Source organism: Pseudarthrobacter sp. TAF60_1, from assembly GCF_052113505.1.
Classification (GTDB): Bacteria; Actinomycetota; Actinomycetes; order Actinomycetales; family Micrococcaceae; genus Arthrobacter.
Map to the genome: position 1 here is coordinate 11,062 of NZ_JBFRDI010000015.1, position 24,027 is coordinate 35,088.

The following is a 24,027-nucleotide window of genomic DNA, read 5'->3' on the forward strand; positions in this document are numbered from 1 at the left end:
CCGCTAACCCACCAGCGGCTGGTCCACGAGCGGCTGGCACTTCGGGCAGAAATAGATGTCCCGCTCCTCCTCGCCATTGAGTTTCCCAAGCGCACTGCGGCGGATGGGCGTGCCGCATTTGAGGCAGGCCTGGTGTTCGCGGCGGTAGACCCAATATCCCGGCCGGCCCGCCATTCGTCCAACCGGCATCCCGCGGGGATTGAGGATGGTGACCCGGCGTCCAGGGCCCAGGTTGGCTTCCAGCAATTGCTTGGCGTCCGCCATGAGGGTTCGGAGGTCCTGGACAGCCGAGACGGGTGTCGCCGGGTGCACGCCGGACAGGAAGCATGCCTCGCACCGGTAGATGTTGCCGATGCCGGCCAGGTTGCGTTGGTCCAGGAGGGCCACGCCGATAGGGACTTCCGGCGCCGCGCGGATCCGCTGTTCCGCTTCGTCCAAGTCCCAGTCCGGGCCGAGCAGGTCCGGCCCCAGATGGCCCACAATCTTGTCCTCATCAGCGGTGCGGACCACCTCCACGATCCCCAAGGAGAAGCCGACGGCGTCCGCCACCGCCGTGCGCAGCACGCACCGTGCCGTGAATCCAGGTTTGCGCCACCGGCCGCCGGGGGGATAGACCTGCCAGGTGCCTTCCATTTTCAGGTGTGAATGGATGGTGAGCCTGCGCTGCTCCGTGGCCTGTCGGCCCGGGGCGTGGCCGCCCGCTACGTGGTCGACCGCGCGATGTTCGTCCGTTACCGGTTCGCCCGGTCCCTGCACACGCATCAGGAGGTGTTTGCCGCGCGGCACAACTTCGGTGACGGTCCAGCCGGCCAGATTGAGGGTGGCAAAGCGGGGCACCCGGAAATCGGACGCGGTGAGCGTTTGCCCGGCCAGGGCCTGATGCAACTGGGCAGCGGCACGCCAGACGGAGTCCCCCTCAGGCACGGATCCTCAGCCCCTTGGGAGTGGAGTAGGCGCCGGCATCAGCCAGTGCCTTGGCCACGGCAGTGTCCAGGATGTCGTGGCCATTGACCTTCTCCATGATCAGCTTGTCCACGGCGCCGCGGGTGACCACACCCACCAGCGCGGCGCCGGCGGCTGCGAGGACGGCGTCGACGTTGCTGAAGGCCAGCAACGTCTTGCCGCCGCGCTCCACGTACAGGACCAGGGCGCCGTCCACGAGCACCACCAGTGCGCCCGCTTTCCGTCCCGGCCGATGGCCGGTGCCGGCTTCCTGGTTGAGTGCCGGCCACGCCAGCGCGGCACCGTACGGGTTGGCTGGATCGGTGGCGGCGAGTGCCAAGGCAACGGGTTCCGGCTTCGCCAGTTGGCCGTCCTCGGAATAGGACCGCAGCCGGTCCACGGTTGCCGGCACGGCGAACTGGGCGGCACCGAGGTGTTCAATGAAGTACCCACGGCGGCAACGCCCAGCCTCCTCCAGCCTGGCCAGGACTTTGTACATCAGGCCAAAACCGCCCAGGATCTGCTCCGCCATCACCGATCCGCGCGTCACCACACCATAGCGGTCCAACAGCAGCTCCGCCGTGGCACGGGCATGGATGGTGGCATCCAATTCGGGCAAGGGAAGCGCAGACCACCGTCCGGCCGCCAGCGGCGGGGTGGCCGCTGCGCCGCCCGAGGCGCCGTACCGGCCGCCAGCCAGGCCGGGCGAGCCCGATCCCGAGGATCCCAGGAGGCCGGTGCCGTGGGAGCGGCCCAGCCTGCTCAGCCGCGGTGCACGTGCCCGGGGTGCCCGGGCCACCTGCTTGTGGGCGGTATGGCCACCGGCGATGAGGGCGCGGACCGGCGCGAAAGTGTCCCCGGTGATGCGGCCGGCCCAGGCCAGATCCCACAATGCCGAGACCACGGCCTGGTCGCTCAGGACGGCGTCCATGCCGCCTGCCACTTCCGTCAGCTGGCGGAAGAAATAGCCACCGCCATTGTTCCGAAGGTGGTCGAGCAGCCGCTGTTGGGCATCCCCCGGCTCGTACTCTATGGCTGGGTTCAGGGTCAGGTCGGCGGAATCGGCCAGGTGCATGCTCACCCAGCCGTCATTGCCGGGGAGGGCACCGGCACCGGACCAGAGGACCTCGCCGGCAGCCATGAGTTCGTCCAGCATGGCGGGCTGGTAGTTGGAAACCCGGCTGGCCAGGACCAGCGGCTCCCACGCCGAAGCGGGAATGGGGACGCCGGACAACTGGTCGATTGCCGTGACAATCCCATCCAGTCCTCGCAGGGACGGCTGCCCGCGCCCGGAGCCCGGGGTGCGGACGTGTTGCCAGGCGGGAAGGAATCGCCCGTAGGCGGCGGCATCCACCGGTTCCACTTCCGCGCGCAATGCCGCCAGTGAACGACGCCGGAGCTTCCGGAGCACTTCGGCATCGCACCACTCGCTGGTGGCGGAGGGCTGCTGTGATTCCTGCCGGTGTTCGTGCGGGACCGGCTGGGACTGGCCGTCCGTTTCAGCCGCGGGGGATTCCGGCGGCGTGGCGTGGGGCCGGAATTCGCCTTCCACTACACGGCCGTCGGCGGCGAGCCGCTTCAGCGCAGTGCCAACTACGGCGACGCCGAGGCCCAGCCTCGCCGCGGCTTCCGTCGCCGTGAACGGCCCGTGCGTGCGCGCATAGCGGGAGACGAGGTCGCCGAGCGGGTCAGCGATGGGTTCGATGAAAGCAAGCGGCACGCCCATGGGCAGCGGTACGCCGATGGCATCACGCAGCCGGGCTGCGTCTTCGACGGCGGCGAACCGTTCAGCCCCGCCGATGTTTACCTTGATGGCGCGCGCGGCCCGCTGCAGCGCGGCCAGGTGGGTAGCGGCGAGGGCGGTATCCGCATGCGGCGTCTCAGCCGCCGGGGCTTCCTGGGCCGTCTCACCGGGCTCAACCAGCGGGGCCGGTTCAACCGTCCCAGCTGCGGCCGGCCCAACGTCCGGATCCAGCCGGGCGGCGACTTCCTCGGGCGTCAGCGGCCCCAGTAGCCGGAGCAGGTCGGCCACCCCTTCCATGCCGCGGGCACGGCGGTCCGGTGCAAGCCGCTGGAGTTCGAGCTCGGTGGCGTCGATGACTTTCGCGTCTAGCAGCTCGCGGAGTTCCACCCGGCCGAGCAGCTCGTTCAGGAGGGTCGAGTCCAGCGCCAGGGCCGCCGCACGGCGTTCGGCCAAGGGCGAGTCACCCTCGTACAGGAACTGCGCCACGTACCCGAACAGCAAGGACTTGGCGAACGGTGACGGCTGCTGCGTGGTGGTCTCGACGATCCTCAGCTCGCGGCGTTCCACCGAAGCGGCGATGTCCTTCAGCGCGGGGAGGTCGTACACGTCCTGCAGGCACTCGCGAACAGTCTCCAGCACGATGGGGAATGTCGGGTATTTCCGCGCTACATCGAGCAGTTGGGCCGACCGCTGGCGCTGCTGCCACAGCGGCTGGCGCTTGCCCGGCGTCTGGCGCGGCAGCAGCAGGGCGCGCGCGGCGCACTCCCGGAATCTCGAGGCAAACAGGGCGCTGCCGCCCACTTCGGCGGTGACAATCTGTTCGAGTTCCTCGGGGTCGAAGAGGAAAAGCTCAGCCCCGGGCGGTTCATCCTCCATCATGGGGACGCGCAGCACTATGCCGTCGTCCGCGGCCATCACGGAGCCGTCCAGGCCGTAACGCTGGTGGAGCCGTTGCCCGACGGCGAGTGCCCACGGCGCGTGCACGGGCATGCCGAAGGGGCTGTGGAGGATGACCCGCCAGTCGCCCAGTTCATCGTGGAACCGTTCCACCACCAGAGTGGTGTCACTCGGCACGACGTCGGTGGCGAGCTTTTGCTCGCTCAAATACTGGATGAGGTTGTTGGCGGCGAACGTGTCCAGCCCGCTGGCCGTACAGCGCTCGGTTGCAGGGCCGACGTCGGACGCCGAGAGTTCGCGGATGAATGCACCCAGGGCGCGGCCCAGGTCCACCGGCCTGCCCAGCGAGTCGCCTTTCCAGAACGGGAGCTTGCCGGGCTGGCCGAAGGCGGGGGAGACCAGGACGCGGTCGTGGGTGATGTCCTCGATTTTCCAGCTCGTGGCACCGAGGGCAAAAATGTCACCCACCCGGGACTCGTAGACCATCTCTTCGTCCAGTTCGCCCACCCGGCGCCCGCCCTTGGCCGGGGAGGGGGTGGAAGTCTTGCCGTCACCGGACGGCGAGGCCGAGCCCTCGGCCTCCGTGCCGATGATGTAGACCCCGAACAGCCCCCGGTCCGGGATGGTCCCGCCGGAGGTGACGGCCAGCCGCTGGGCACCGGGCCGGCCTTCGATGGTGCCCGCATTGCGGTCCCAGATGATGCGGGGCCGCAGTTCGGCGAACTCGTCGGAGGGGTACCGGCCCGCCAGTAGATCAAGGGTGGCTTCGAAGGCGGATCGCGGGAGGGAAGCGAAGGGCGCCGAGCGGCGGACCGTGGCGAACCATTCCTCTACGTCAATGCTGCCCAGGGCGGCGGCGGCAACGGTCTGCTGCGCCAGGATGTCCAAGGGGTTGGCCGGCACAAACAGCCGCTCGATCTTTCCCTCGAGCATCCGCTCCACCGTGATGGCGGTGTGGACCAGGTCCGCACGGTGCTTGGGAAAGAGCACACCTTGGGAGATTTCGCCGACTTGGTGGCCCGCCCGCCCCACGCGCTGCAGGCCGCTGGCCACCGACGGCGGGGACTCCACCTGCACCACGAGGTCCACGGCGCCCATGTCGATGCCGAGCTCCAGGGAGGAGGTGGCCACAACGCAGCGCAGCCGGCCGGACTTGAGGTCATCCTCGATGAGGGCCCGCTGGTCCTTGGAGACTGATCCGTGGTGTGCCCGGGCCAACACGGGATCGGCTCCTGCCGTGCTGCCGGCCTGCGCCATCATGTGGGCGGGCGTGGCCGTGGAGACCGGAAGGCCGCGAGATGCTGGAACGGCGCCCGACGCCGACACACCAGCGGGCGCGGGGCGGCCACTGGAAGATTCCGCGGTATCAACGTCTCCCCAACCCCCGCCGGCTGCTGCCGGGAGCTGACGTTCGGCATAGATCTCGTTGAGCCGGGCAGTCAGCCGTTCAGCCAGGCGGCGCGAGTTGGCAAACACGATGGTGGACTGGTTGGCCAGCACCAGATCAACGATCTTTTCCTCCACATGCGGCCAGATGGACGCCTGCGGCTGCAGCCCCGAAGCCGGCCCGGAGTCAAAGGCCCCCGCCGCGCCCTGAAGGTCAGACATGTCCTCCACAGGCACGGAGACGGTGAGGTCCCAGTTCTTCCGGGACGGCGGGGCCACGATTTCCACGGGAGCGGAACCCGCCAGGAACTGGGCCACGAGCTCCCGCGGCTCCACCGTGGCCGACAAACCGATCCGCTGGGCGGGCTTTGCCAGGAGAGCGTCAAGCCGTTCCAGTGAAACCGCCAAATGGGCTCCCCGTTTGGTGCCGGCGACGGCATGGACCTCGTCAACGATGATGGTGTCCACCTCGGTGAGCGTTTCCCATGCCCGGGACGTGAGCATCAGGAACAGCGATTCCGGCGTGGTGATCAGGATGTCCGGCGGGTTGCTGAGCAGCGAGCGGCGGTCCGCCGTGGTGGTGTCCCCGGACCTGACCCCTACCGTGATGAGCGGGCCAGGCAGTCCCAGCCGCTTGGCCGTCTGGGTGATCCCGATCAGCGGCGCGCGCAGGTTCCGCTCGACGTCCACGCCCAGGGCCTTCAACGGTGAGATGTACAGAACCCGGGTCTTGCGTTTGGGCGGCCGCGGCCGCCTCCCTTTGGCGGGGGCGCCATTTGCCTGAGCGTCTTTGTCCGGGGCAGCATCCAGCCCGGGCAGCTCAGGCTCAGGGGCAGGAGCCGAAACGAGCAGCCGGTCCAGGGCCCACAGAAACGCGGCGAGGGTCTTCCCGGAGCCGGTGGGCGCCACCACCAGGGCATGGGAACCGGACGAGATGGCGTTCCAGGCCCCGTCCTGGGCGGGCGTTGGCTCCGAAAAGGCGCCGAGGAACCAGTCCCGGGTGGGCCTGCTGAACCGGCCCATGGGCGTGCCGTTAGGGGCGTCCCGGCCCGCTACCGGCGGCTGCTGCTCCTGCATTCCTCCATCATGCCCTACCCCACCGACAGGATGGTCGGGCCCTCCCTCCGGGCGAATCAACCCTTCCCTGCCGGCGGAAGGTTCTTGGTGGCAGGGCCTTCGAGGAGCTGCCCGTCGTTGCTGAAGCGGGACCCGTGGAGCGGGCAGTCCCAGGTCTGTTCGCTGTCGTTCCAGCGCACAATTCCGCCGAGGTGGGTGCAGACGGCGGACAGCCTGCACGTGGTTCCCTCGACCGTGGAGACCGCCACCGGACGGGCACCATCGCGGTAAACCTTCCCGGCGCCGTCGGGCGGTGGTGTTCCGTCAGAGGCGAGCTTCACCCAACCGGCGGCGAGAGTCGCGGCTACTTTGGCATTAAGGGTGACGGCCGAGTAGGCGCCGGCGGGGGAGGTGATGCGGTGATGGATGGTGTCCGCCCACGGGATCTGTCCGCCCAGGATGTCGGCCGAGATCCCGAGGGCAACGGCCACGGCGTTGGTCATGCCCCACTTGTTGTAGCCGGTGCCGAAGAGGATCTTTCCCCGGCCCCGCGGCAGCTTGCCAAAGAACGGCATGAGGTTGGTGGCCTGGTAGTCCTGGGCCGACCAGGTGTGGGTGGCCGCGGCGCCGGGAAAATGGGTGGCCGCCCAATCAAGCAGGCCCGAAAGGTGGGACTGTTCCGACGTCGTCCGCCCCACCTGGTGCCCGTGCCCGCCCACCAGCAGGAGCCTGCGGCCGTCCGTTTCATAGTCTCGGAGGGAATGCGTGGGCTCTTCGGCGGAAAGGTACATTCCCGGCGGCGGCGCCAGCCCCTGGGGCAGTTCGAGCGCTGCGCCGTAGGAGCGGTTCGGCTTCAGTTTTGCGAAGTAGAGGCCCCTGTCCAGTACCGGGATCCCGGTGGCCAGGACTACGTGGTCAGCGGTGACGTTGCCTTGATCCGTCCGGACCGTCATAGGTCCATGCCCGGTGACATCCTGCAGCCTCACCCCGGACGCAACCAGGCCGCCGTGGGCACGGACGTCCACCAGCAGGGCGTCCAAAGCGTCCATGGGATTGATCTGGGCCTGGTCGGCCAGCATCAAGGCGCCTTGGATGGGGAAGGGAAGGCCGGCGTCGAGCACGTACTCCACATTGAGTCCCGCCGTGGTTGCCGCGATCAGTTCCTCGCGGAGCCGCTCGGCCCCGTCACCGGTGGTGGCATAGGTGTAGGCGCTCCGGCGCTGATACGGCACCCTGTTCTCGTCGAAGTAGCGCAGCAGCCACGCCTGCCCTTCACGGTTGGCCTCGACGTATGCCTGGACTTGTTTGTCCGAATACTGCCGAGACAGCGAGCCCAGGACGGTTCCCTGCAAGAGGCTGACTTTCGCCGTGGTGTTCCCCGTAGTCACGGCACCCGGGTACCGGGCTTCCAGCACTAGGACCCGCTGCCCGGACCGGGCAAGCAACAAGGCTGTGACCAGCCCGGTCAGCCCGGCTCCGGCCACTACGGTGCTGTACCTGGCGCCGGGCTGGAAGGGGTCAGAACTGAATGTCTTTTCGCGGTCCAGCCAGAGGGACGTCATAGAAGCTAAGTGTACTTATCACTGCTGCATACGCCCATAGTCCAGGCCGGCGGAAATGCCTAGGCCGGCTGGAACGCTCCGATGGTCAGCAGTTCAATAGTTGCGTTGCTGCAGGCCTGGGTGGGCTGGGCCAGGAAGAGGGACGCGGTGTCCTCCGGGGGATAGATCCGGTAACCGGCTGCTGGCGTCAGGGTGCAGTCCGTGTAGTTTTCGGCGTGGGTGTAGCGGAGCACGGCCTTGCCGCCTTGGCCTGGGGCCAAGAGGACATCCGCAACAGGTGTTGTCTCGTCGCGTTTGGCAGGGGCGCCGATGGGCTCGCCGTTGGCGTCCGCGGTGAGGGAGACGCCGGGGAATCCTCGCAGGAGGCACGGTTCATTGCCGGTGTTGGTCAGCGTGAGGGTCATGTAAACGCTGCCGGCAGCCCCGCCGCCGGTGGCGTCCGTGGCGGCTGACAAGGTGGCCGCCTTGCAGCGTGCGGGGCCGGCCGGGCTGGCCGGGCTGGCCGGGCCAGTCGTCGCCAACGACGCCGGCGGCTGGGACGTGCTCGGAGCCGCCGAGCTGGGTGCCGGGCTGGCGGAGTCGGTGCCGGGTGCCGAGGATCCCTGCGGCTGCGCTTGGCTTGGACCGCACGCGGTGAGCATCAGTGCTGCCGCGGCGACCGCCGTCGTAATCAAAAACCCCTGTGAAATGCGCTGAGACGTCATGGCATAACCTTTGTTGTTGCCGTGACCGGAGTCAACGACGCCACGGGGCGGCGTGGGGATTTGATGCCCGGATCGTGATGATCCGGGCACCAAACCACGCAACGTTACGTAGCTGGCTGAGACTTACGCTTCGAGCCGCTGCGTGCGAAGGCCACTCCGCCCAACACCAGTCCGCCGAGCCCGGCGGCCAGGCCTGCCCAGCTGCGCGCGTCTGCGCCGCTGTCAGTCACCGCGGCAGCCTGCTCCGTGTCTGCCTCGGGAGCGGAGCCCGCAGAAACTGAGCCGGCGGAGGCTCCGTGGGAGGCCGAGGCGTGGGCGTCCGCCGCCTCGCTGATGGTGATGGACGGGGCCGGCGCCTTCAGGGAGTGCGGGTCCTGGCCGTCCTTGGCGATCTCCGACCAATCGGTCTGCCCCGTTTCGCAGGTCTGCAGGGTGGGGAAGTACAGCGTGGTGCCGGCCGCATCTGGCAGCTTTACGGAGAGCACCAGGGCGTCCCGCAGTTCGTGGGCCAGCGGCGCTTTGGCCGTGTAGACAATCTGGCTGGTGCGTTTGGTGATGGACGAGCCGTCCGCGAGTTTCTTGGGTTCCGCCAGCTGCTCCGTCATTTTCTCCACGGTCCAGTTGGGGTTGACCGTGGGCTGTGCGTCGTTGAGTTCGGCCGGCAGCGTGATGGCCACCTTGGTGGTGCCGGACTCGTCGCAGCCGTGCGGGATGCCGAAGGTCAGCAGGGCGTACGAGTTGGCCGCGGTTTTGTCCGGGGTAACGCCTACGTGTGCCGACGCGCCGGTGGCGGCGGTCAGCAGGAGGACGGCGGCGCCGGCAGCGGCGGCTGCCGGCGTGAGGGTGCGGCGCAGTGCGGTGGTGTTCATGGGTGTGCCTTTCGGCCGCATGCCTGTTGCGGGCATGCGGAAGTACGGGGGGAGGCCCGTCAGCCGGTGAAGTCCGGTACGGGCTGGGTCAGGGAAGGACGACGGCGGAAGGCGGGCCGCGTCGGCTGTCCGGTCTGAGGTTCCGCCAGGGGCGGTGGGGCAGGACCGCAGCGGTGCGGGGCACCGCCCGGGGGGTGCCGGCGTCGGGCGTTACTGCTTCGGGGAGCCGGACGAGGGGTCTGAGCCAGGCCGCGAGGGCCCAGAGGGCGGCCTCACCTTTGGCGAGCAGGAGCGCACACGCGGCGGTGGCCAGGGCGTGGGCCGCAAGCATCAGGATGCTCGTGGGGCCGGCCAGGGCGTGGATGTGCGCGGCTGTGTCGAGGGCGGGTATTGCCGCTGCGGATAGGTGGTGGGTTTCTGCCGCCGGGTGGGAGGCCACGACGGGGGCGCTGAACACCGTAAAGACTTCGTGCAGGGCGAACTGTCCGGCACCCAGCACCGCGATCATCGCGGCGAAATTCAGCTTCAGCCGGGTGGCCGAGGTGGCCGCAAGGACTGAAAGGGCCAGGACCGCGAGCAGGATGCCCGGGGCGGGGAGATCGCCGCCGCCCAGCACGTGGGCCCCGGCCGCAAGGGTGAGGGTCCCCGTGGAAAGCGACGCGGCGCGCAGGAAATGAAAGGGCGCCCGGGCGTGGGTTCGCACTGGATCCTCCCTTGTTTCGGTGCCGCCATTGGAGTGCCGGCGCGCTGTGGTTCCCGCGGCGACGTTCAGATTCTATCGGTGATTGAGCCCATCGCCCGTCTGTGACGGGGCATGCAGGGGGAGCACATTGGACTCCGTCTCCACGCCGTCGGCTGGCTCGTGAGCGGGATTCAGGTAACCCAGGGCCAGGTCCACACACTGGACGGCCACAGGGGGAACCCGGTAGGCAGTCGAGGCCTCTACGAGCCCCAACTCAGCCAGCAAGGACAACCTCCGCCGGGCCTGCATGGCTGTGAATGACGCGTAGATCTCTTCCAAGCGGCTATCGGCGAGCTCCGGATCCGCATGCTCTGTGTCGTCGAGGAACGGTCCCTTCGGGTCCAGTGCTGCCAGACTTTCGAGTTGCGCCACGGGCACCGGGTCATCTGTTGTGCCGTAGACAAGGATGGCTCGCATAGTCTCAGACACTGCTTCCCGGTCCCACGTGTCATCCGATTCGCTGAGCACCCTGACTAAGAGGACCACGGAAAGCGTCCGACGCATATCCAGCCGGTCTTCGATCTTGGCACTGTTCCAGGCGGTCGATGCGGGGCCGGGTACGGCGCGCGTGGGACTGAGCGAGATGAGACCGGCGCCGACCAGTGCCGCCCAGATGTCACGGAGCACCGGCACGTCGAACATGGTGTTCACCTCTAGCGGTGCGTCCGGCTGGCCTCCGGCAGCTTCCGGCTCGTCGCGTGACACGATTCGCTGCGCACCTCGTTTTCCACGGGCCTGCACCCCCACCGCGGCAGCGGCCGGCTCGATGTCCTTGAGCCGCAGGGCGCCGGTGGCCGTGACTTCCTTGCCCGTGCCCAGCCACTCCAGCAGGGAGGACGCCCGCTGGATCAGAGGCATGGCTGTGAATGCGGTGTCCTGCTCCTCGTCGCTGAGCTGGGGCACCAGGATGTCCGGAAGGCTCGGGGTTGCCGCGCCGATGCCGCCACCCAGTACCGAATGAAGTTCCTCGTAGGCCTCCTCGGTGCCGGTCCAGCGGCCGGTTTCCTTGAGGAAGTGGGCGAAAGAATGCAGGGCGAAGTAAAAGTCGTCCAGGGCGTCCTCAGCCTGCTCCGGGTCCAACGCTGCAATGACCGACCCCACAGCCGGGTCCACGCTTTCGCCGGGAATTTCTGTGGCGGAGCTCGAACCGCTGATGGCGTGCTGGGAGGTAAGGAAGAGCTTGACCAGCTCGAGGCATTCGAAGGCCTCGGCCGGGTCAGAGGATTCGGTCCCGTGCCACCGAATGAACTCGACAGCCATCGAATCAACGGCGCGATGGTTCAGGACCAACTGCAGTGGCATCTTCGGGGCCTGCGGTACTGCCTTGAGATGCCGTTGGTTCTTGCTTTTGCTCTTGGACCTGCCGGGTTTTTTCGCCAAGGATTTGCCTCCGGTCCCAGGGGCGGTTCCCCTCTATGATTCGCGGAACATCCGCGGACATATCGAGCTTACAAAACAGGACTGCCGGCCAGAAGCTCGGCAAGGACATCGGCAGCGGAGTCATGGCGGATCAACGGCGCGGCCTGGCCTGCCCACAGCGACATCAACTCCGTATTTCCCTGCGCTGCAGCTTGGGGCCGGAAACGGCCGGTCAGCCAGTTCTGGACGGGGAACGGGGCGGTTCCCCCGCCCTTGGAGAGCTCGCGAATGATGCGGTTAGGGATCCCGCGGGCCAGCCGTCCGCTGAGGACGCGCGTCAGCACGGTTTCGCTCGCGGCGGGGCTGTGCAGGATATCGCGGTACGCCGGGACCGCAGCGGATTCCCGGGTGGCCAGGAAGGCCGAGCCCACCTGCACCGCGTCGGCGCCGAGCACTCGTGCGGCTGCGTAGCCACGGCGGTCCACGATGCCGCCCGCCGCGATCACCGGAATCTTAATGGCGTCCACCACCTGCGGGACCAGGGCGAAGGTGCCGATAAGCGACTCTTCCGCGGGCCTGAGGAACGAGACCCGGTGACCGCCTGACTCCGTGCCGCTGGCAACCACCGCATCGACGCCGCCGGCCTCCAGCGCAACGGCTTCTGCCACAGTGGTGGCGGTGCCCACGAGCACGATTCCACTCCGGTGGGCCGCCTCCACAATTTCCGGAGCCGGCACCCCAAATACAAAACTGACGACGGCGGGACCCGCCTCCAGCGTGGCAGCCACCTGCTCGTCGTAGTCCGGCATGAAGCGGTCGGGCATGTCCGGAAGGGGCAGGCCTACTTCTTCGAAGTAGGGCTTCAGGGTTTCCACGTAGTTGCCGAAGTCCTTTTGGGGGAGGGAGGTTGTTTCGTCCCCGGTGGGGATCCACAGGTTGAGGGCGAAGGGTTTCGCCGTCGCCTTCCTGAGCTGGGCGGCGGTGTCACGGATGGCATCGGCGGTGTAACCGTACAGGCCGTAGGAACCCAGGCCGCCGCCGTCGCTCACTGCCGCCGTCAGTTCCACGGAGGACACTCCCCCGAAGGGTCCAAGGACCACGGGAACCTCCGTACCGAACAGCTCGGTGAGGCGGTTCCTGTGGGTGGGGGTGCTGGGGTCCGGCGTCATGGTGTGCTCCTGGAAGTTCGCTGCTGGCTTCGGCTCCAGTCTCGCAGGGCGCCCGCCTGGTCCCAAGCCCGTCCCGTCTCGCGGCGGGAGGTGTGGCTATATACCCCGTCAGGGGCCGGGCTAAACTGCTCGCGTAAGTCGCCGACAATCTCAGGAGACAAACCATGAACTATTCAGGCACTGGCAACGAGAAAGCCGTTCTGGCCAGCGAACTCAACCGAACCCACGTTGGGCAAACTGTCAGCTTTGAACCGGACGAGTTCACTTTGGTTTTCGGCAAGATTGCGGCCATCGCACGGAAGGAAGGCGGGGTCACCATCGCCTTGCGCGGCGTGGAAGGAAGTGGCGGCCTGCAGTCCAGCTACAGCCTCCCGGGCAGCCAGCACGTGTATTTGCAGCCGGACATGCTCACGAACACGGAGTCCACCATTAAGGATCTTTTCGGCAAAGTGCAGGAAAACCTCCGTGGTGCCGGCCACAAGGGCGAAGACAAGACGGACAAGCTGTGAGCTAGCGCGCGTCCCTTGGTGGATGCGCCTTTGCACCATGGGGAGTTGGCGGCACGGGCTTCCCGAACGTCCGTGCCGCCTGGGAGCCGGCCGCGGCGCTCGCTCCGATGCTGATGAGTGCACCCAGAATAAGGGCCGCCGCCTCGCCCGGTTCCAGCAGGTGCAATTGTGATCCGATGGTGGCTGCGGCCACCGGGACACCCAGTTGCGAGGCCGTCATGATCGCCAGCGGCAGCGGTTGGCCCAGGAGCCGCAGGCTTCCATGCACCAGCAGGGTCCCGAAGCCCAGGCACACCCCCAGCAGGATCATCCGGGGACTTTCTGTCAGGGCCCGCAAATCCAGCGACGCGCCCAGCCAGACGAAAAAAACCGGGCCAAGAAAGCCGTCGCTCACAGCAAATAATTGGTGCGCCAGGCGTCGCGGCTCGCCCACTGCGGCCACCACCAGGCCGAAGGAAAATCCGGCCAGCATGATGGAGACGTGCCCCGCAACCGCCAGCCCAGCCAGGGCAAACAGCAGGGCCAGCTGGATGCGCAGTTCGAGGGCGAACTTCCGGTCCTCGGACATGTCATGCAGCCGGGCCCGGGTGCCGCTGTTCTCCACGAAGCGGAGGGCAAAGTAGAGGACTACCGCGCAGCCGGCCACGGCGGCGGCCCCGATGGCCGCCCGCCCTGCATTGGGTGGGTCTACGGCCAGCGGAAGCGCCACAATGCAGGCTATATCGGCGATTGCCACTTGTGCCGTGGTGGTCAGGACCTTGGGCCCGGACAGCCGCAGAGAGTCGATGATGGGGAGCACGAGTGCCGCTGACGAGGACGCCAGCAGAACCACGTATAAGGGGGCATGACCGGTGCCGAAAAGCAGGGCAATGACGATTCCGACGACGGCGGCGAGCCCGGCAGCTATGCCTGCCCGAAGGGCACCCGAACCGAGGGCAGGGCGGATTGCCTTATCCCGGACGGGGACGTGCGACCCCGCGACAAACATGATTAAGGCGAATCCGACGTCGGCCACGAAGGTGAACGTCGGATCCGTGGAATCCACCAGCCCCAGCCCTGTGCGCCCGATGGCTATCCCCGCGAGTAACTGCCCCAGCACCACAGGAAGGTGCCACTTTTGGGGAAGGGCCAGCAGGGGTCCGAGCAAGGCAACGGTGGCGATCAGCGAAAGCTGAAGAAATGACACGGGCCCCCTTCTGCTGGCGTTCTGGTGACGGGTGTTCCGAGGAATGCGGTGGCGGGCCGCAGCTACCGGGGAAGGTTCGCCAGTTTGAGCGGGATGTCCGTGTTCTCATCCGTATAGTAGCTGGCGCAGACCCGGTGGTAGCCGTCCGCTACCTGTGCGGGAACGCCGCTGGCCAGGTCGCCGCGGACCATCAAGATGGGTGAGAGCTGTTTGCCGTCTTTGATTTTCTTCAGGTCCCCAGCCACATGAGCGTTGTCCTCAGGCAGGAGCACCAACCGGGCGGCCCGGAGGATGTCCTTGGCCTTGCGGTGCTCGATCGGGGCGTCCCTGAGCGCCGAGACTACGGGGCCGACGACGTCGTCCCCGCTCAGCAAGGACAGGTAGGCGGACGCGTTCGGATAGTCCTGCTCTTCGGGCGCGGGCAGCCAGAGCACTTCACCTTTGTCTTCATCATGCATGGCGTTCTCCTTGATGGCTCCGCGGCGCGGATGATGGTGCTCAACAGTAGTCAGGCGCCGAGAGGACGGTCAACGGTCCGTCTTTGCCGGGGAAAGGGCGCCGGGATGTTCAGGCGGACGAACGAGGCCGGGGGATAGGCTCGAAGCTGATGACTGAGACGGAGGTTCGTGATGCCAGGCACCAGGCCCGGAAGTCCAGCCAGTAACGGCGGCGGACCCGCTGACACGGCCAAAGGTAGTAGTGCCGGCTAAGCGGGAGGCGGCCGGACCGCCATGTCTGCTGCGCGTGGCTCGGGCTGACGACCTCGCTGCAGTGGCTGGGCTGTGTCGGGACAGCGGAGCCGCGCCATGGACTGCCGGGATGATCGCAGCGGATACTGCCAGGACGGTAGTTGTTGCCACCGTAGGCGGCGAACTGGCGGGCGTGGCTAAGACACATCATCATCCCGAAGCCGACGCAAGAGCTCCCGCTGGGCACTATTTGGGGGGAATCCTTGTCGCACGACAGCGGCGTCGCCGGGGCATCGGAACGATGCTCACCACGGCGAGGCTGGACTGGATCTGGGACCGTACGGACACGGCCTTCTATTTCGCCAACGAACACAACGCCGCTTCGATCGAGCTCCATAAGCGGCTGGGTTTCGAGCCGATCGCTACCGCCCCGGGTTTCCATTCCGTCCGGGCCGATGGGCTTTCACAGCTCGTCCTCTTCTCGGCGAATCGACGCTAAGAACTCCCGCTGAACGGCACTAGGAGCCAGCGTGCCAACACCCGCACCCAGTCAATAGGGCGCTCGGGATCAGGACTTGACGATTTCAGAATCCCCGGGAACCCACACAGTCCCGGCAGGGTGACGGAACGCAAGGGGAACTCCGCGAGCGTGTGGCCAGTCCGTTGAATCAGTTACTTGGACATGCACGTGCGGCTCGGTGCTGTTGCCGGAGTTCCCGCATTGGCCGATGGGTTCGCCTGCCTCCACTGGCTGCCCCGGGCGTACGCGGACAGTACCTTGCCGCAGATGCGCAAGCAGCACGAAGGGACCGCTAGCACCTGAGGCGATCACAACGTGATTCCCGGCCACGGCCGCAACGCCTTTGCGGATTCGTTCGGCCTGCCCCAGCATGTACGGCACAAGTGTCAGCTGTGATCGGCGACCGTCATGGTCTGGCTCGCCGTCAAGAATAGCGGTCACGGTTCCGGACAAGGGCGCGAGGATCGGTTGCCCGAAGCCGAAGAAGACTTCAGGGCGTTCCGTTGCGACGAGGGAGCGCCACGAACGGGGCGCGGATCTGCCGGTATCGTTGACTGCGACAAAATCGATCGCGTGCGAAGTCCCGAAAGCGTATGTACCGTGACTGGGCACGCGGCGCGCGGGACTGTTCTCTACCCGCCAGCTTCCTCGGAAAGGCAAATCGAGCACAACTGCGTCGGCAGGAGGATGGGAGGAACCTTTGCGGCGAGTCATACCCACATGGTCCTCGTCTCGCTGGGATCAAGGCAACGGGCAGCGCGAGGTCTCCTGAATGGGGCGGGGCGTAGGGTGGGGAGTCGGACGATAGGAGCACTTCATGAAGAAAATCCTCATGGTACTGACCAGCATTTCCGAGATCGGCGATACGGGAGAGAAGACCGGCTACAACGTGGCCGAGGCTGCACACCCCTGGAAGGTCTTCAAGGATTCCGGGCATTTCGTCGACTTCGCATCCATCAAGGGCGGCCAGCCCCCACGTGATGAGGTGGACTCAGAAGATCCCATTCAGGTCGCCTTCACGAAGGACGAGACTACACGCGCCGGGCTCTACAACACTGCCCGCGTCGACGTCGTTGATCCCGGCCAGTACGACGCCGTCTACCTCGTCGGTGGCCACGGCACCATGTGGGACTTCCCGGACAGCGAAGGCCTGCAGAACCTCGTAGCAAGCGTCTACAACGCAGGCGGCCTGGTGGGCGCGGTCTGTCATGGGCCAGCCGGCCTGTTGAACGTGGAATTGGAGAACGGGCTTCGCCTCGTCGAGGGCCGGAAGGTGGCCGCCTTCACCAACGACGAGGAGGTTGCCGCAGGGAAGGACAAGGTTATCCCATTCTTTTTGGCAGACCGACTTGAGGAACAGGGCGCCACCCACGTCTCCGCCGATGTCTTTGAGGAGATGGTCGTGGTCGACGACCGGCTGGTGACCGGCCAGAACCCGGCCTCGGCCGCCGGCGTCGCCAAGGAGATGGAGAAGCTCTTCGCAGAGGTCATCCACCGGGAGAAAGCTGAGGAACAGCACGAGACGGAGGCTCTCCGGGCCGAGAAGGACGCCGAGAAGGACGCCAAGAAAGCTGCGGCGGACTCCGAGCACTAACGCCTGCAACCCACTGAAATTGTCAATGAGCGCGTTCCAGACAAAGCAAAAGGCCCTGCTTCCCTTTGTTTACAAGGGAAGCAGGGCCTTTCTCATCAGCGGTGACGGTGGGATTTGAACCCACGTTGGCTTTGACACCAAACAACATTTCGAGTGTTGCACCTTCGGCCGCTCGGACACGTCACCAACCTGTATAGGGTACCGGAGCAAGGCTCACATACCCAAAACGGCCGGTGATTTGCCTGCCTTGGCCGGTCTCTTGCCGAGTGTGGGCACCGCTGAGGAGGTCAGCGGCTTCGCGGTCGCAAAGTTATGCACATAGGCGGTCTTCCTGACGTAAAGTGCCTGATTCTCGCGGGATGATTTGGGTATGGAACGACGAGCTGCGGTGGAGGTTGCAGAGGCCCTAGTTGCTTCTGCCAGTGCGCTGGTTGCAGCTTTGCGGGGCACAGGATCTGCCGGCGCCGGTACGGTTCGGGGCGACGGTGACGCTGATCCGCTGCGGGTGTTGGCGGATGATTTCATAAACGGGTTGGGGGAGACTTCCCGGATTGACGCAGTAACGTCGGCTCTTAGAGTCCATCTAGCGGCGGGCTACTCGTACGCCATGGAGGCCCTCGCTCCGCCGCCTGCGTCCCCGCGGGAACACACAGCTCAGGAGATGGCCGTCATAGCGGAGGTCGCTTGTGCCATGACGGTCAGGGAACCGGCCGCCGCAGGTCTGTTGGTAGAGGCCCGGGAGTTGACGTCGGGGCTGCCTTTGACGTTGTCGGCGTTGGAGGCGGGGTCGATTTCGTGGCAGCATGCCCGGATCATGGTGGATGAGACCAGCGGCCTGGGGCCGGTGGGGGCGCGGGCTTTGGAGGCGCATTTTCTTGACCCTGACGAGCCGAGATCGGTTCGTGCGTGCCCAGTAGGTGAGTTGGTCCCCGGCCGGTTCCGGGCAAAGGCCCGGACCTGGCGGGAACGGCACCACCCGGCGAGCATCGAGAAGCGTCATGCGAAATGTGTCGCGGACCGGCGGGTGGTGTTTTCCCCCGACCGGGACGGCATGGCCTGGCTCTCGGCGTACCTGCCGGCGGACACCGCGTCCGGGATCTGGGAACGGACCACCACCGCCGCCCGCGCCATGCAGGGCCCCGACGAGCCCCGCACGCTCACCCAGATGAGGGCGGACATCGCGGCGACGTTGCTCCTTGGGGGTATTCCGGACCGTGAGGACAGCTCTCGTGAGGCAAGTGCTTCCGAGGTGGCGTCGACCGGTGGGGCAGGCGCCATGCCTGCCGTCGAATCTGACGGTCCTGGTGGCCCTAGCGCCGGGGTGCCGTCGCCGCGGGCGCAGGTGCTGATCACTGTCCCGGTCATGGCTTTGCTGGGTGTGACGGAGGAGCCGGCAATGCTGGACGGGTATGGGCCGATCCCGCCGTCGATGGCCCGGAAACTGGTGGCCGATGGTGCCGAGTCGTTCCATCGCGTCCTGATCGACCCGCGCGACGGAGCCCCGCTGGAGATCGGCCGGAGCAGTTACCGGGTGACCAAAGCCCAGCGTCAATGGCTCAGGCTCCGGGACGGGAGGTGTCCGTTCCCGGGCTGCGGCAACCAGTCCCTGGACAACGAGGCCGACCACGTTCTCGCCTGGGCCGAAGGCGGGGCTACCGGGATCAGCAACCTGGGTCAGCCCTGTCCGAGGCACCACAGACTCCGGCATACCACCGGCTGGACCCCCACCAAACCCAGCAAGGGCGAACCACCGGGCTGGATCTCACCGGCCGGACGGCACTACCGAAGCGAACACCCCGACTGGGAACCACCCCACTGGCCTCGGCTGGCTATTCCGGATGCCACCGGCCGGGGATCGACCGCCGATGCGTTGGAACCTCCTGAATGAGTGCTGCCACAACACAGTTCGACCGACGCGACTTCCTCAAGCAGCCTCCAGCGGACTAGATTCATAAGCAAGATGACTACTTCAGACGAACTGACTCCTCAGGCAGCTCAGGCAACGGCATATTGGACCACCGGCCCGGAACGCGGTGAACTCCGGACTGAGGTGCTGCCTGTCCCGGGGCCCGGCGAAGCGCTGGTCCGCACGCTGTACTCCGGCATCAGCAAAGGCACGGAAATCGTGGTTCATACCTGCTCCGTCCCGCCCCGGGTGGCTGAGGCGATGCGCGCGCCACACCAGGAGGGTTCGTTCCCTTCTCCGGTGAAGTTCGGTTATCTGTCTGTCGGCATCGTTGAAGGGGGCCCGGAGGACTGGATGGGCCAAAAGGTCTTCTGCCTGAATCCCCACCAGGACCGTTATGTCATCGATACCGCGGCGCTGACCAGAATTCCCGACGGCGTCCCCGCCCGCCGCGCAGTGCTTACCGGGACTGTGGAAACAGCCATCAACGCGCTCTGGGAAGCAGGCCCAAGGATCGGTGACAGGATCGCCGTCGTCGGTGCCGGGTTGGTGGGCGGAATGGTGGCGACGCTCCTGCGCACGTTCCCGTTGTCCCGCCTGCAGCTCGTGGATCTGGACCCGGAACGGAAGCAGCTAGCGGACAAGCTGGGCGTGGAATTTGCCCACCCGGATGATGCCAAAGCGGACTGCGACATCGTGTTCCACTGCTCCGCCTCCCAGGAAGGTTTGGAACGCAGCCTGCAACTGGCCGGCGACGAGGCGGATGTCATTGAAATGTCCTGGTACGCCAACCGTGATGTCACCTTGCCGCTCGGCGAGGATTTCCATGCCCGCCGGCTCTCCATCAGGGCCAGCCAGGTGGGTGTTGTGGCCCGGGCACGAAGGCACCGGCGAACCACCGCCGAGCGCCTGAGTTTGGCAGTTTCGCTTCTGGCGGACCCGGTGTTTGACGCCTTCCTCTCCGGGGCATCGCCCTTCCTGGACCTGCCGGACGTGGTGCAGAGCCTGGCCGACGGCAAACTCGAAGCCCTGTGCCATGTGATCGAATACCCCGGCAACAACAGCTCAGCCAAAACCGACCCCAAAGACAGGACGTAGCCCGTGTTCAGCCTGACCATCCGCCGCCACTTCATGATCGCCCACAGCCTCCCGCGCGAGGTTTTCGGCCCCGCCCAGGCCCTGCACGGGGCCACCTTTGTGGCGGAGGTGACGTTCCGGCGTCGTACTTTGAACAACGATGCGATAGTGCTGGACATCGGAGCTGCCGGCGGCATCATCGAAGATGTCCTAGCCGGGCTCAACTACACCAACCTCGATGAGCACCCTGACTTCGCCGGAAAACTCAGCACCACCGAGGCACTGGCCGAATACATCGCCCAAGCTGTGGCGGGGAAGATCAAGGACGACGCCGACGGCCGTGAACTTGCCGGCATCGACGTCACCCTGCGCGAAAATCCTGACGCCTGGGCCACGTTCGCCCTTGACCTGTCCGCCTGACCATGCGCGTCAGGTTCCTGGTCCCCGGCAACATCCGCCACAACTCAGGCGGCAATGTCTACAACGGCCGCCTCGCCGAAGGTCTGCAGAGTTTGGGCATCGACGTTGAGGTTCTCGCCGTGGATGGGGCCTGGCCGGATGCCGGGAACAGTGAACGACGGCGGCTGGGCAGCCTGCTGGAACGAGGCGAACCAGAGGCGGAGGGCAAGTCAGCCACGGTCACCGTGGTGGACGGGCTGATCGCGTGCGGTGCCGCTGGTGAACTGGAGGCTGCCGCTACTGCGGGGCACGGCGCGTGGATCCTGCTCCACATGCCGTTCCCCGATCATTCCGACGGCGAACGGCGGGCGCTCCAGGCAGCCGCCGGCGTGATCTGCAGCAGTACGTCGGCCGCGGACCACGTCAGGGAAACGTACGGCCTTGCGGCAAAGGTGGCGCTGCCCGGTACGGATTCCGCGCCGGTTGCTGCCGGTTCGGACCCCGCGCACCTCATCTCGGTAGCGGCCCTGCTGCCCAACAAGTGCCAGCTGCTGACGGTGGAAGCGCTCGCCAAGCTGCAGGACCTGGCCTGGACCGCATCCCTGGTGGGTACGGACGGCGTCGACCCCGCCTACGCGGCGGAGGTCCGGGCCGCCATATCCTCGCACGGATTGGACCACCGGATTCGGCTGACCGGCCAGCTCGTTGGCAACGCCCTGACGGACGAATGGAACCGGGCCGACCTGAGCGTGCTCGTCTCCCGGGCCGAAGCGTTTGGCATGGTGGTTACTGAGTCGCTGGCACGCGGAATCCCGGTCATCGTGCGGGCCGGCACGGGGGCCGTGGAGGCGCTGGGCCTGGCCGCCCTGCCGGTCCTGCCGGGAACCGCCGTCGTCCTTACCGGCAGTGAAAGCGACGAACCGGAGATTCTCGCAGCGGCGATCCGGAATTGGCTGGCTGACGCCGTACTCCGCGCAGATTGGCGGACAGCTGCACATGCCGCCCGGGACCACTTGCCTGGCTGGGAATCCACAGCACGCAAGGTGGCGGCGCTCCTCGGTGTGCTCCCTCAGATGCACCATCAGGCATGAACAGGCACGCGGCAACAGCCGCCGGCCTCCAGGATGAAAGCTCTACCCTCTGCCTAGAGCTTGCCGCGGTGGGCGGCGAAGAAATCCCTGAGCAGGGCCCCGCACTCGTCCTCCCGGATGCCGCCGTAGACCTCCACCCAATGATTGAGCCGGCGCTCGCGGAGGACGTCGAACACCGATCCGGCCGCCCCGGCTTTCTCATCCCACGCACCGAAAACCACCCGTGGGATCCTGGCCAGTACCACGGCTCCGGCGCACATGGCACACGGTTCAAGCGTGACCACCAGTGTGCAGTCGGCCAGTCGCCAGCCATCCCCGGCCCCTCCCTCACGCTTCGACAAGGCACGCAGCTTCTCCGCCGCCTCGCGGATGGCAACGATCTCGGCGTGGGCGGTGGGGTCGCCCAATTCCTCCCGCTGATTCCGTCCGGAACCCAGCACGACGCCGTCGGGCCCTATAACAACGGCGCCGATGGGCACGTCCTCGGTAACCAGTGCGCGCCGGGCTTCGTCAAGGGCGAAGCCCATCCACTCGTTGTGTTTCTTGTCGCCCGGTGCCATGGCTCAATGATAGTTTCGAGGGATATCCGTCCTTGCCACCCACTGACGCCAGGAGGAATTCGTGGATGTTGACACAGTCAGGGGCCGTGTAGGCCGCTGGTTCAAACCCTACGCGGCGCTGTGGATCACCATGCTGGTGGGTGGTGTGCTGGTGGTCATCATGGCGCTGCTGGGTGCCGAGGTCTATGACAACGTGGTGGACGACGTAGGTTTGGCCAACCTGGACAAACCTGCCCTGTCGTTTGCCGAAGGCCTGCGGAACCCTTGGCTGGATTCGGTGGTGACCGGGTTTACGAATATCGGTGGCGGTATAGGAATGCCCATTCTTGCCAGCATTCTTGTCGCCTGGCTGACATATGTGGGAAGGACCTGGCGCGCTCTGATCGTGGTCGGCGGGGCCGCGGCGTTTTCCGTTACTGCCACCACCATCGGTAAGAAGCTGGTTGGCCGCACGCGGCCGGACCACGCGGACGCGGTGCCGCCATATGAAGACTCGCCTTCCTTTCCCAGCGGCCACACGCTGAACACCACAGTGGTGATTGGACTGGTGGTCTACCTGGCGTGCGTGCAGTTCCAACGGACGGTGGTCCGGGTGTCACTGATCACCGGCGGAACGCTCTTCATCGTTGCCATGGGACTGAGCCGCGTTTTCCTGGGGCACCATTGGCTCACGGACGTCATGGCGGCGTGGCTGCTCGGACTGGCGTGGGTGGGAATCGTGATCCTGGCCCACAGGCTTTTCCATGTATTGCGGAAACGCGAGCATGCCGGTCCGGCTCCCACGTTCGAACACCCCGTCATCCGGGACGAACAGCCGAGCTGACTCGCGGCAGGGGCAGCCGGGCCGGATGATAGTTTTGACCCATGCGCACTCTTGTTGTGGACCACCCGCTGGTCGCCCATAAGCTCACCGTCCTGCGGGACAAAAACACCCCGTCTCCGGTCTTCCGGATGCTGACGGAAGAGCTGGTGACACTGCTCGCGTACGAGGCCACCCGTGATGTGCGCACCCAGCCTGTGACCATCGAAACGCCGGTAAGCACTACGGTTGGCACCGCCTTCACGAAGCCGACCCCGCTGGTGGTCCCCATCCTCCGCGCCGGCCTCGGCATGCTCGAGGGCATGACCAAACTGGTCCCCACGGCTGAGGTGGGATTCCTGGGCATGGCCCGCGACGAGGAAACGCTTGACATCATCACCTATGCCGAACGCCTGCCGGAGGACCTCACCGACCGGCAGATCTTTGTCCTGGATCCCATGCTGGCCACCGGCGGCACCCTGCGCGAGGCCATTAAGTTCCTGTTCAAGCGCGGCGCCTCGGACGTCACCTGTATCTGCCTGCTGGCCGCGCCTGAAGGCCTGGCGAAGCTGGAAGAAGAACTTGCTGACGCCAACGTGACCATCGTCCTGGCCTCCATCGACGAAAAGCTGAACGAGAAGTCCTATATTGTGCCGGGCCTCGGTGACGCAGGAGACCGCCTCTACGGCATCGCCGGCTAAACGGCGGAATTTCAGGCTGAGGGTTTGGCTGCTGTCCTTCGGGCGGCAGATTGGCCAGCCGGACCCGCCACAGGAAATATCCAGGCCTTTCGGATTCGGGAGGCCACCGCTAGCCTGTGCGGATGGACTGGAAACTTGAACTTGTCTTTGTCCCCGTGTCCGACGTGGACCGCGCGAAGGATTTCTACGTCAACAAAGTGGGCTTCAACGCTGATTACGACGAGCGGCCCAGCGAGGGCATCCGCTTTGTCCAGCTGACGCCGCCCGGCTCCGCCTGTTCCATCTGCATTGGCGAGGGCCTGAATGACGCCCCGCCGGGTACGGCCCCAAGCCTGCAGATGGTGGTCAGCGACATCCAGGCCGCCCACGACCACCTCAAGAACAACGGCGTTGACGTCAGTGACGTGGACGTTCAGGACTGGGGCCATTTTGTGTATTTCGCGGATCCTGACGGCAATAGGTGGGCCGTGCAGTACATTCCGGGCCGCGAACCCTGAGTCGCCGGACCGCGAACCTTAAGGCCTGAGCCACGAAACCTCGGTTGATTCACGTAGGCGACGCCGTGC

At 66.3% G+C, this 24,027-nt stretch carries 23 protein-coding genes and 1 tRNA gene; 11 read left to right on the forward strand and 13 right to left on the reverse strand.

Annotation, left to right across the window (positions count from 1 at the left end):
- Positions 1-3: 3 nt before the first annotated feature.
- The 4 genes from AB4Y73_RS16125 to AB4Y73_RS16140 are packed head-to-tail and all read right to left on the reverse strand — an operon-like array spanning position 4 to position 8,042.
- Complete coding sequence (locus tag AB4Y73_RS16125; protein ID WP_441872905.1) at positions 4-924, reverse strand: DNA-formamidopyrimidine glycosylase family protein; 921 nt, start codon at positions 922-924, stop codon at positions 4-6.
- Entirely contained in the window at positions 917-6,046 is a 5,130-nt protein-coding gene (locus AB4Y73_RS16130) for a DNA glycosylase AlkZ-like family protein (RefSeq protein ID WP_441872906.1), read from the reverse strand. The genes AB4Y73_RS16125 and AB4Y73_RS16130 overlap by 8 nt, the downstream gene beginning before the upstream one ends.
- Positions 6,047-6,102: 56 nt before the next feature.
- The gene (locus AB4Y73_RS16135; protein ID WP_441872907.1) at positions 6,103-7,587 is read right to left on the reverse strand and encodes an FAD-dependent oxidoreductase; all 1,485 of its coding nucleotides are present in this window, start codon (positions 7,585-7,587) and stop codon (positions 6,103-6,105) included.
- A gap of 59 nt (positions 7,588-7,646) precedes the next feature.
- Positions 7,647-8,042 carry a DUF4232 domain-containing protein gene (locus tag AB4Y73_RS16140; RefSeq protein WP_441872908.1) on the reverse strand — a complete coding sequence of 132 codons (396 nt, stop codon included), beginning with the start codon at positions 8,040-8,042 and terminating at the stop codon, positions 7,647-7,649.
- Between AB4Y73_RS16140 and AB4Y73_RS16145 the strand changes: the two genes are divergently transcribed.
- Positions 8,029-8,283: a hypothetical protein gene (locus AB4Y73_RS16145; protein WP_441872909.1), complete on the forward strand. Its 255-nt coding sequence runs from the start codon at positions 8,029-8,031 to the stop codon at positions 8,281-8,283. The two genes, AB4Y73_RS16140 and AB4Y73_RS16145, sit on opposite strands and share 14 nt — an antisense overlap.
- Before the next feature lie 112 nt (positions 8,284-8,395).
- Here the strand turns inward: AB4Y73_RS16145 and AB4Y73_RS16150 are convergent, their stop codons facing one another.
- The 4 genes from AB4Y73_RS16150 to AB4Y73_RS16165 form a co-directional block, all read right to left on the reverse strand.
- Positions 8,396-9,160, reverse strand: coding sequence for a YcnI family copper-binding membrane protein (locus AB4Y73_RS16150; RefSeq protein ID WP_441872910.1), 765 nt, complete (start codon positions 9,158-9,160; stop codon positions 8,396-8,398).
- 88 nt (positions 9,161-9,248) lie between these two features.
- Positions 9,249-9,863 (reverse strand): hypothetical protein, encoded by a 615-nt coding sequence (locus AB4Y73_RS16155; RefSeq protein WP_441872911.1) that lies wholly within the window; start codon positions 9,861-9,863, stop codon positions 9,249-9,251.
- Between the two features lie 72 nt (positions 9,864-9,935).
- A complete protein-coding gene (locus AB4Y73_RS16160) occupies positions 9,936-11,204 on the reverse strand; it encodes a hypothetical protein (RefSeq protein ID WP_441872912.1) in 1,269 nt (422 codons plus the stop codon).
- A 146-nt stretch (positions 11,205-11,350) separates the two neighbouring features.
- Positions 11,351-12,430, reverse strand: coding sequence for an NAD(P)H-dependent flavin oxidoreductase (locus tag AB4Y73_RS16165; protein ID WP_441872913.1), 1,080 nt, complete (start codon positions 12,428-12,430; stop codon positions 11,351-11,353).
- A gap of 164 nt (positions 12,431-12,594) precedes the next feature.
- Between AB4Y73_RS16165 and AB4Y73_RS16170 the strand changes: the two genes are divergently transcribed.
- The gene (locus AB4Y73_RS16170; protein ID WP_441872914.1) at positions 12,595-12,939 is read left to right on the forward strand and encodes a hypothetical protein; all 345 of its coding nucleotides are present in this window, start codon (positions 12,595-12,597) and stop codon (positions 12,937-12,939) included.
- 1 nt (position 12,940) lies between these two features.
- On the opposite strand, the gene AB4Y73_RS16175 is transcribed toward AB4Y73_RS16170, so the two are convergent.
- Together AB4Y73_RS16175 and AB4Y73_RS16180 are read right to left on the reverse strand one after the other, a co-directional pair.
- Positions 12,941-14,125 (reverse strand): cation:proton antiporter, encoded by a 1,185-nt coding sequence (locus tag AB4Y73_RS16175; protein WP_441872915.1) that lies wholly within the window; start codon positions 14,123-14,125, stop codon positions 12,941-12,943.
- 62 nt (positions 14,126-14,187) lie between these two features.
- On the reverse strand, positions 14,188-14,583 hold the full coding sequence (locus AB4Y73_RS16180; RefSeq protein ID WP_441872916.1) for a hypothetical protein: 396 nt from the start codon (positions 14,581-14,583) through the stop codon (positions 14,188-14,190).
- A gap of 361 nt (positions 14,584-14,944) precedes the next feature.
- On the opposite strand from AB4Y73_RS16180, the gene AB4Y73_RS16185 reads away from it, so the two are divergent.
- Positions 14,945-15,313 (forward strand): GNAT family N-acetyltransferase, encoded by a 369-nt coding sequence (locus tag AB4Y73_RS16185; protein ID WP_441872917.1) that lies wholly within the window; start codon positions 14,945-14,947, stop codon positions 15,311-15,313.
- A 69-nt stretch (positions 15,314-15,382) separates the two neighbouring features.
- Here AB4Y73_RS16185 and AB4Y73_RS16190 read toward each other — a convergent pair whose 3' ends face one another.
- A complete protein-coding gene (locus AB4Y73_RS16190) occupies positions 15,383-16,048 on the reverse strand; it encodes a M23 family metallopeptidase (RefSeq protein ID WP_441872918.1) in 666 nt (221 codons plus the stop codon).
- A 103-nt stretch (positions 16,049-16,151) separates the two neighbouring features.
- Here AB4Y73_RS16190 and AB4Y73_RS16195 point away from each other — a divergent pair, with 103 nt between their 5' ends.
- On the forward strand, positions 16,152-16,928 hold the full coding sequence (locus AB4Y73_RS16195; RefSeq protein ID WP_441872919.1) for a type 1 glutamine amidotransferase domain-containing protein: 777 nt from the start codon (positions 16,152-16,154) through the stop codon (positions 16,926-16,928).
- Between the two features lie 99 nt (positions 16,929-17,027).
- On the opposite strand, the gene AB4Y73_RS16200 is transcribed toward AB4Y73_RS16195, so the two are convergent.
- Positions 17,028-17,114, reverse strand: a tRNA-Ser gene (locus AB4Y73_RS16200).
- Between the two features lie 184 nt (positions 17,115-17,298).
- Here AB4Y73_RS16200 and AB4Y73_RS16205 point away from each other — a divergent pair.
- The 4 genes from AB4Y73_RS16205 to AB4Y73_RS16220 all read left to right on the forward strand — a co-directional run bounded on the left by AB4Y73_RS16205 (position 17,299) and on the right by AB4Y73_RS16220 (position 21,401).
- Positions 17,299-18,816 (forward strand): DUF222 domain-containing protein, encoded by a 1,518-nt coding sequence (locus AB4Y73_RS16205; RefSeq protein WP_441872920.1) that lies wholly within the window; start codon positions 17,299-17,301, stop codon positions 18,814-18,816.
- 72 nt (positions 18,817-18,888) lie between these two features.
- Positions 18,889-19,932: a zinc-dependent alcohol dehydrogenase gene (locus AB4Y73_RS16210; RefSeq protein ID WP_441872921.1), complete on the forward strand. Its 1,044-nt coding sequence runs from the start codon at positions 18,889-18,891 to the stop codon at positions 19,930-19,932.
- 3 nt (positions 19,933-19,935) lie between these two features.
- Positions 19,936-20,331, forward strand: a complete 396-nt coding sequence (locus AB4Y73_RS16215) for a 6-pyruvoyl trahydropterin synthase family protein (RefSeq protein ID WP_441872922.1) — start codon at positions 19,936-19,938, stop codon at positions 20,329-20,331.
- Positions 20,332-20,333: 2 nt separating this feature from the next.
- Positions 20,334-21,401 carry a glycosyltransferase family 4 protein gene (locus tag AB4Y73_RS16220; protein ID WP_441872923.1) on the forward strand — a complete coding sequence of 356 codons (1,068 nt, stop codon included), beginning with the start codon at positions 20,334-20,336 and terminating at the stop codon, positions 21,399-21,401.
- A gap of 53 nt (positions 21,402-21,454) precedes the next feature.
- Here AB4Y73_RS16220 and AB4Y73_RS16225 read toward each other — a convergent pair whose 3' ends face one another.
- Entirely contained in the window at positions 21,455-21,961 is a 507-nt protein-coding gene (locus tag AB4Y73_RS16225) for a nucleoside deaminase (protein ID WP_441872924.1), read from the reverse strand.
- A 130-nt stretch (positions 21,962-22,091) separates the two neighbouring features.
- Here AB4Y73_RS16225 and AB4Y73_RS16230 point away from each other — a divergent pair, with 130 nt between their 5' ends.
- The 3 genes from AB4Y73_RS16230 (at position 22,092) to AB4Y73_RS16240 (ending at position 23,958) form a co-directional block, all read left to right on the forward strand.
- The gene (locus AB4Y73_RS16230) at positions 22,092-22,784 is read left to right on the forward strand and encodes a phosphatase PAP2 family protein (protein ID WP_441873035.1); all 693 of its coding nucleotides are present in this window, start codon (positions 22,092-22,094) and stop codon (positions 22,782-22,784) included.
- 41 nt (positions 22,785-22,825) lie between these two features.
- The gene (gene upp, locus AB4Y73_RS16235) at positions 22,826-23,461 is read left to right on the forward strand and encodes a uracil phosphoribosyltransferase (RefSeq protein WP_190990262.1); all 636 of its coding nucleotides are present in this window, start codon (positions 22,826-22,828) and stop codon (positions 23,459-23,461) included.
- A 122-nt stretch (positions 23,462-23,583) separates the two neighbouring features.
- Positions 23,584-23,958, forward strand: coding sequence for a VOC family protein (locus AB4Y73_RS16240; RefSeq protein WP_441872925.1), 375 nt, complete (start codon positions 23,584-23,586; stop codon positions 23,956-23,958).
- Positions 23,959-24,027: the final 69 nt, after the last annotated feature.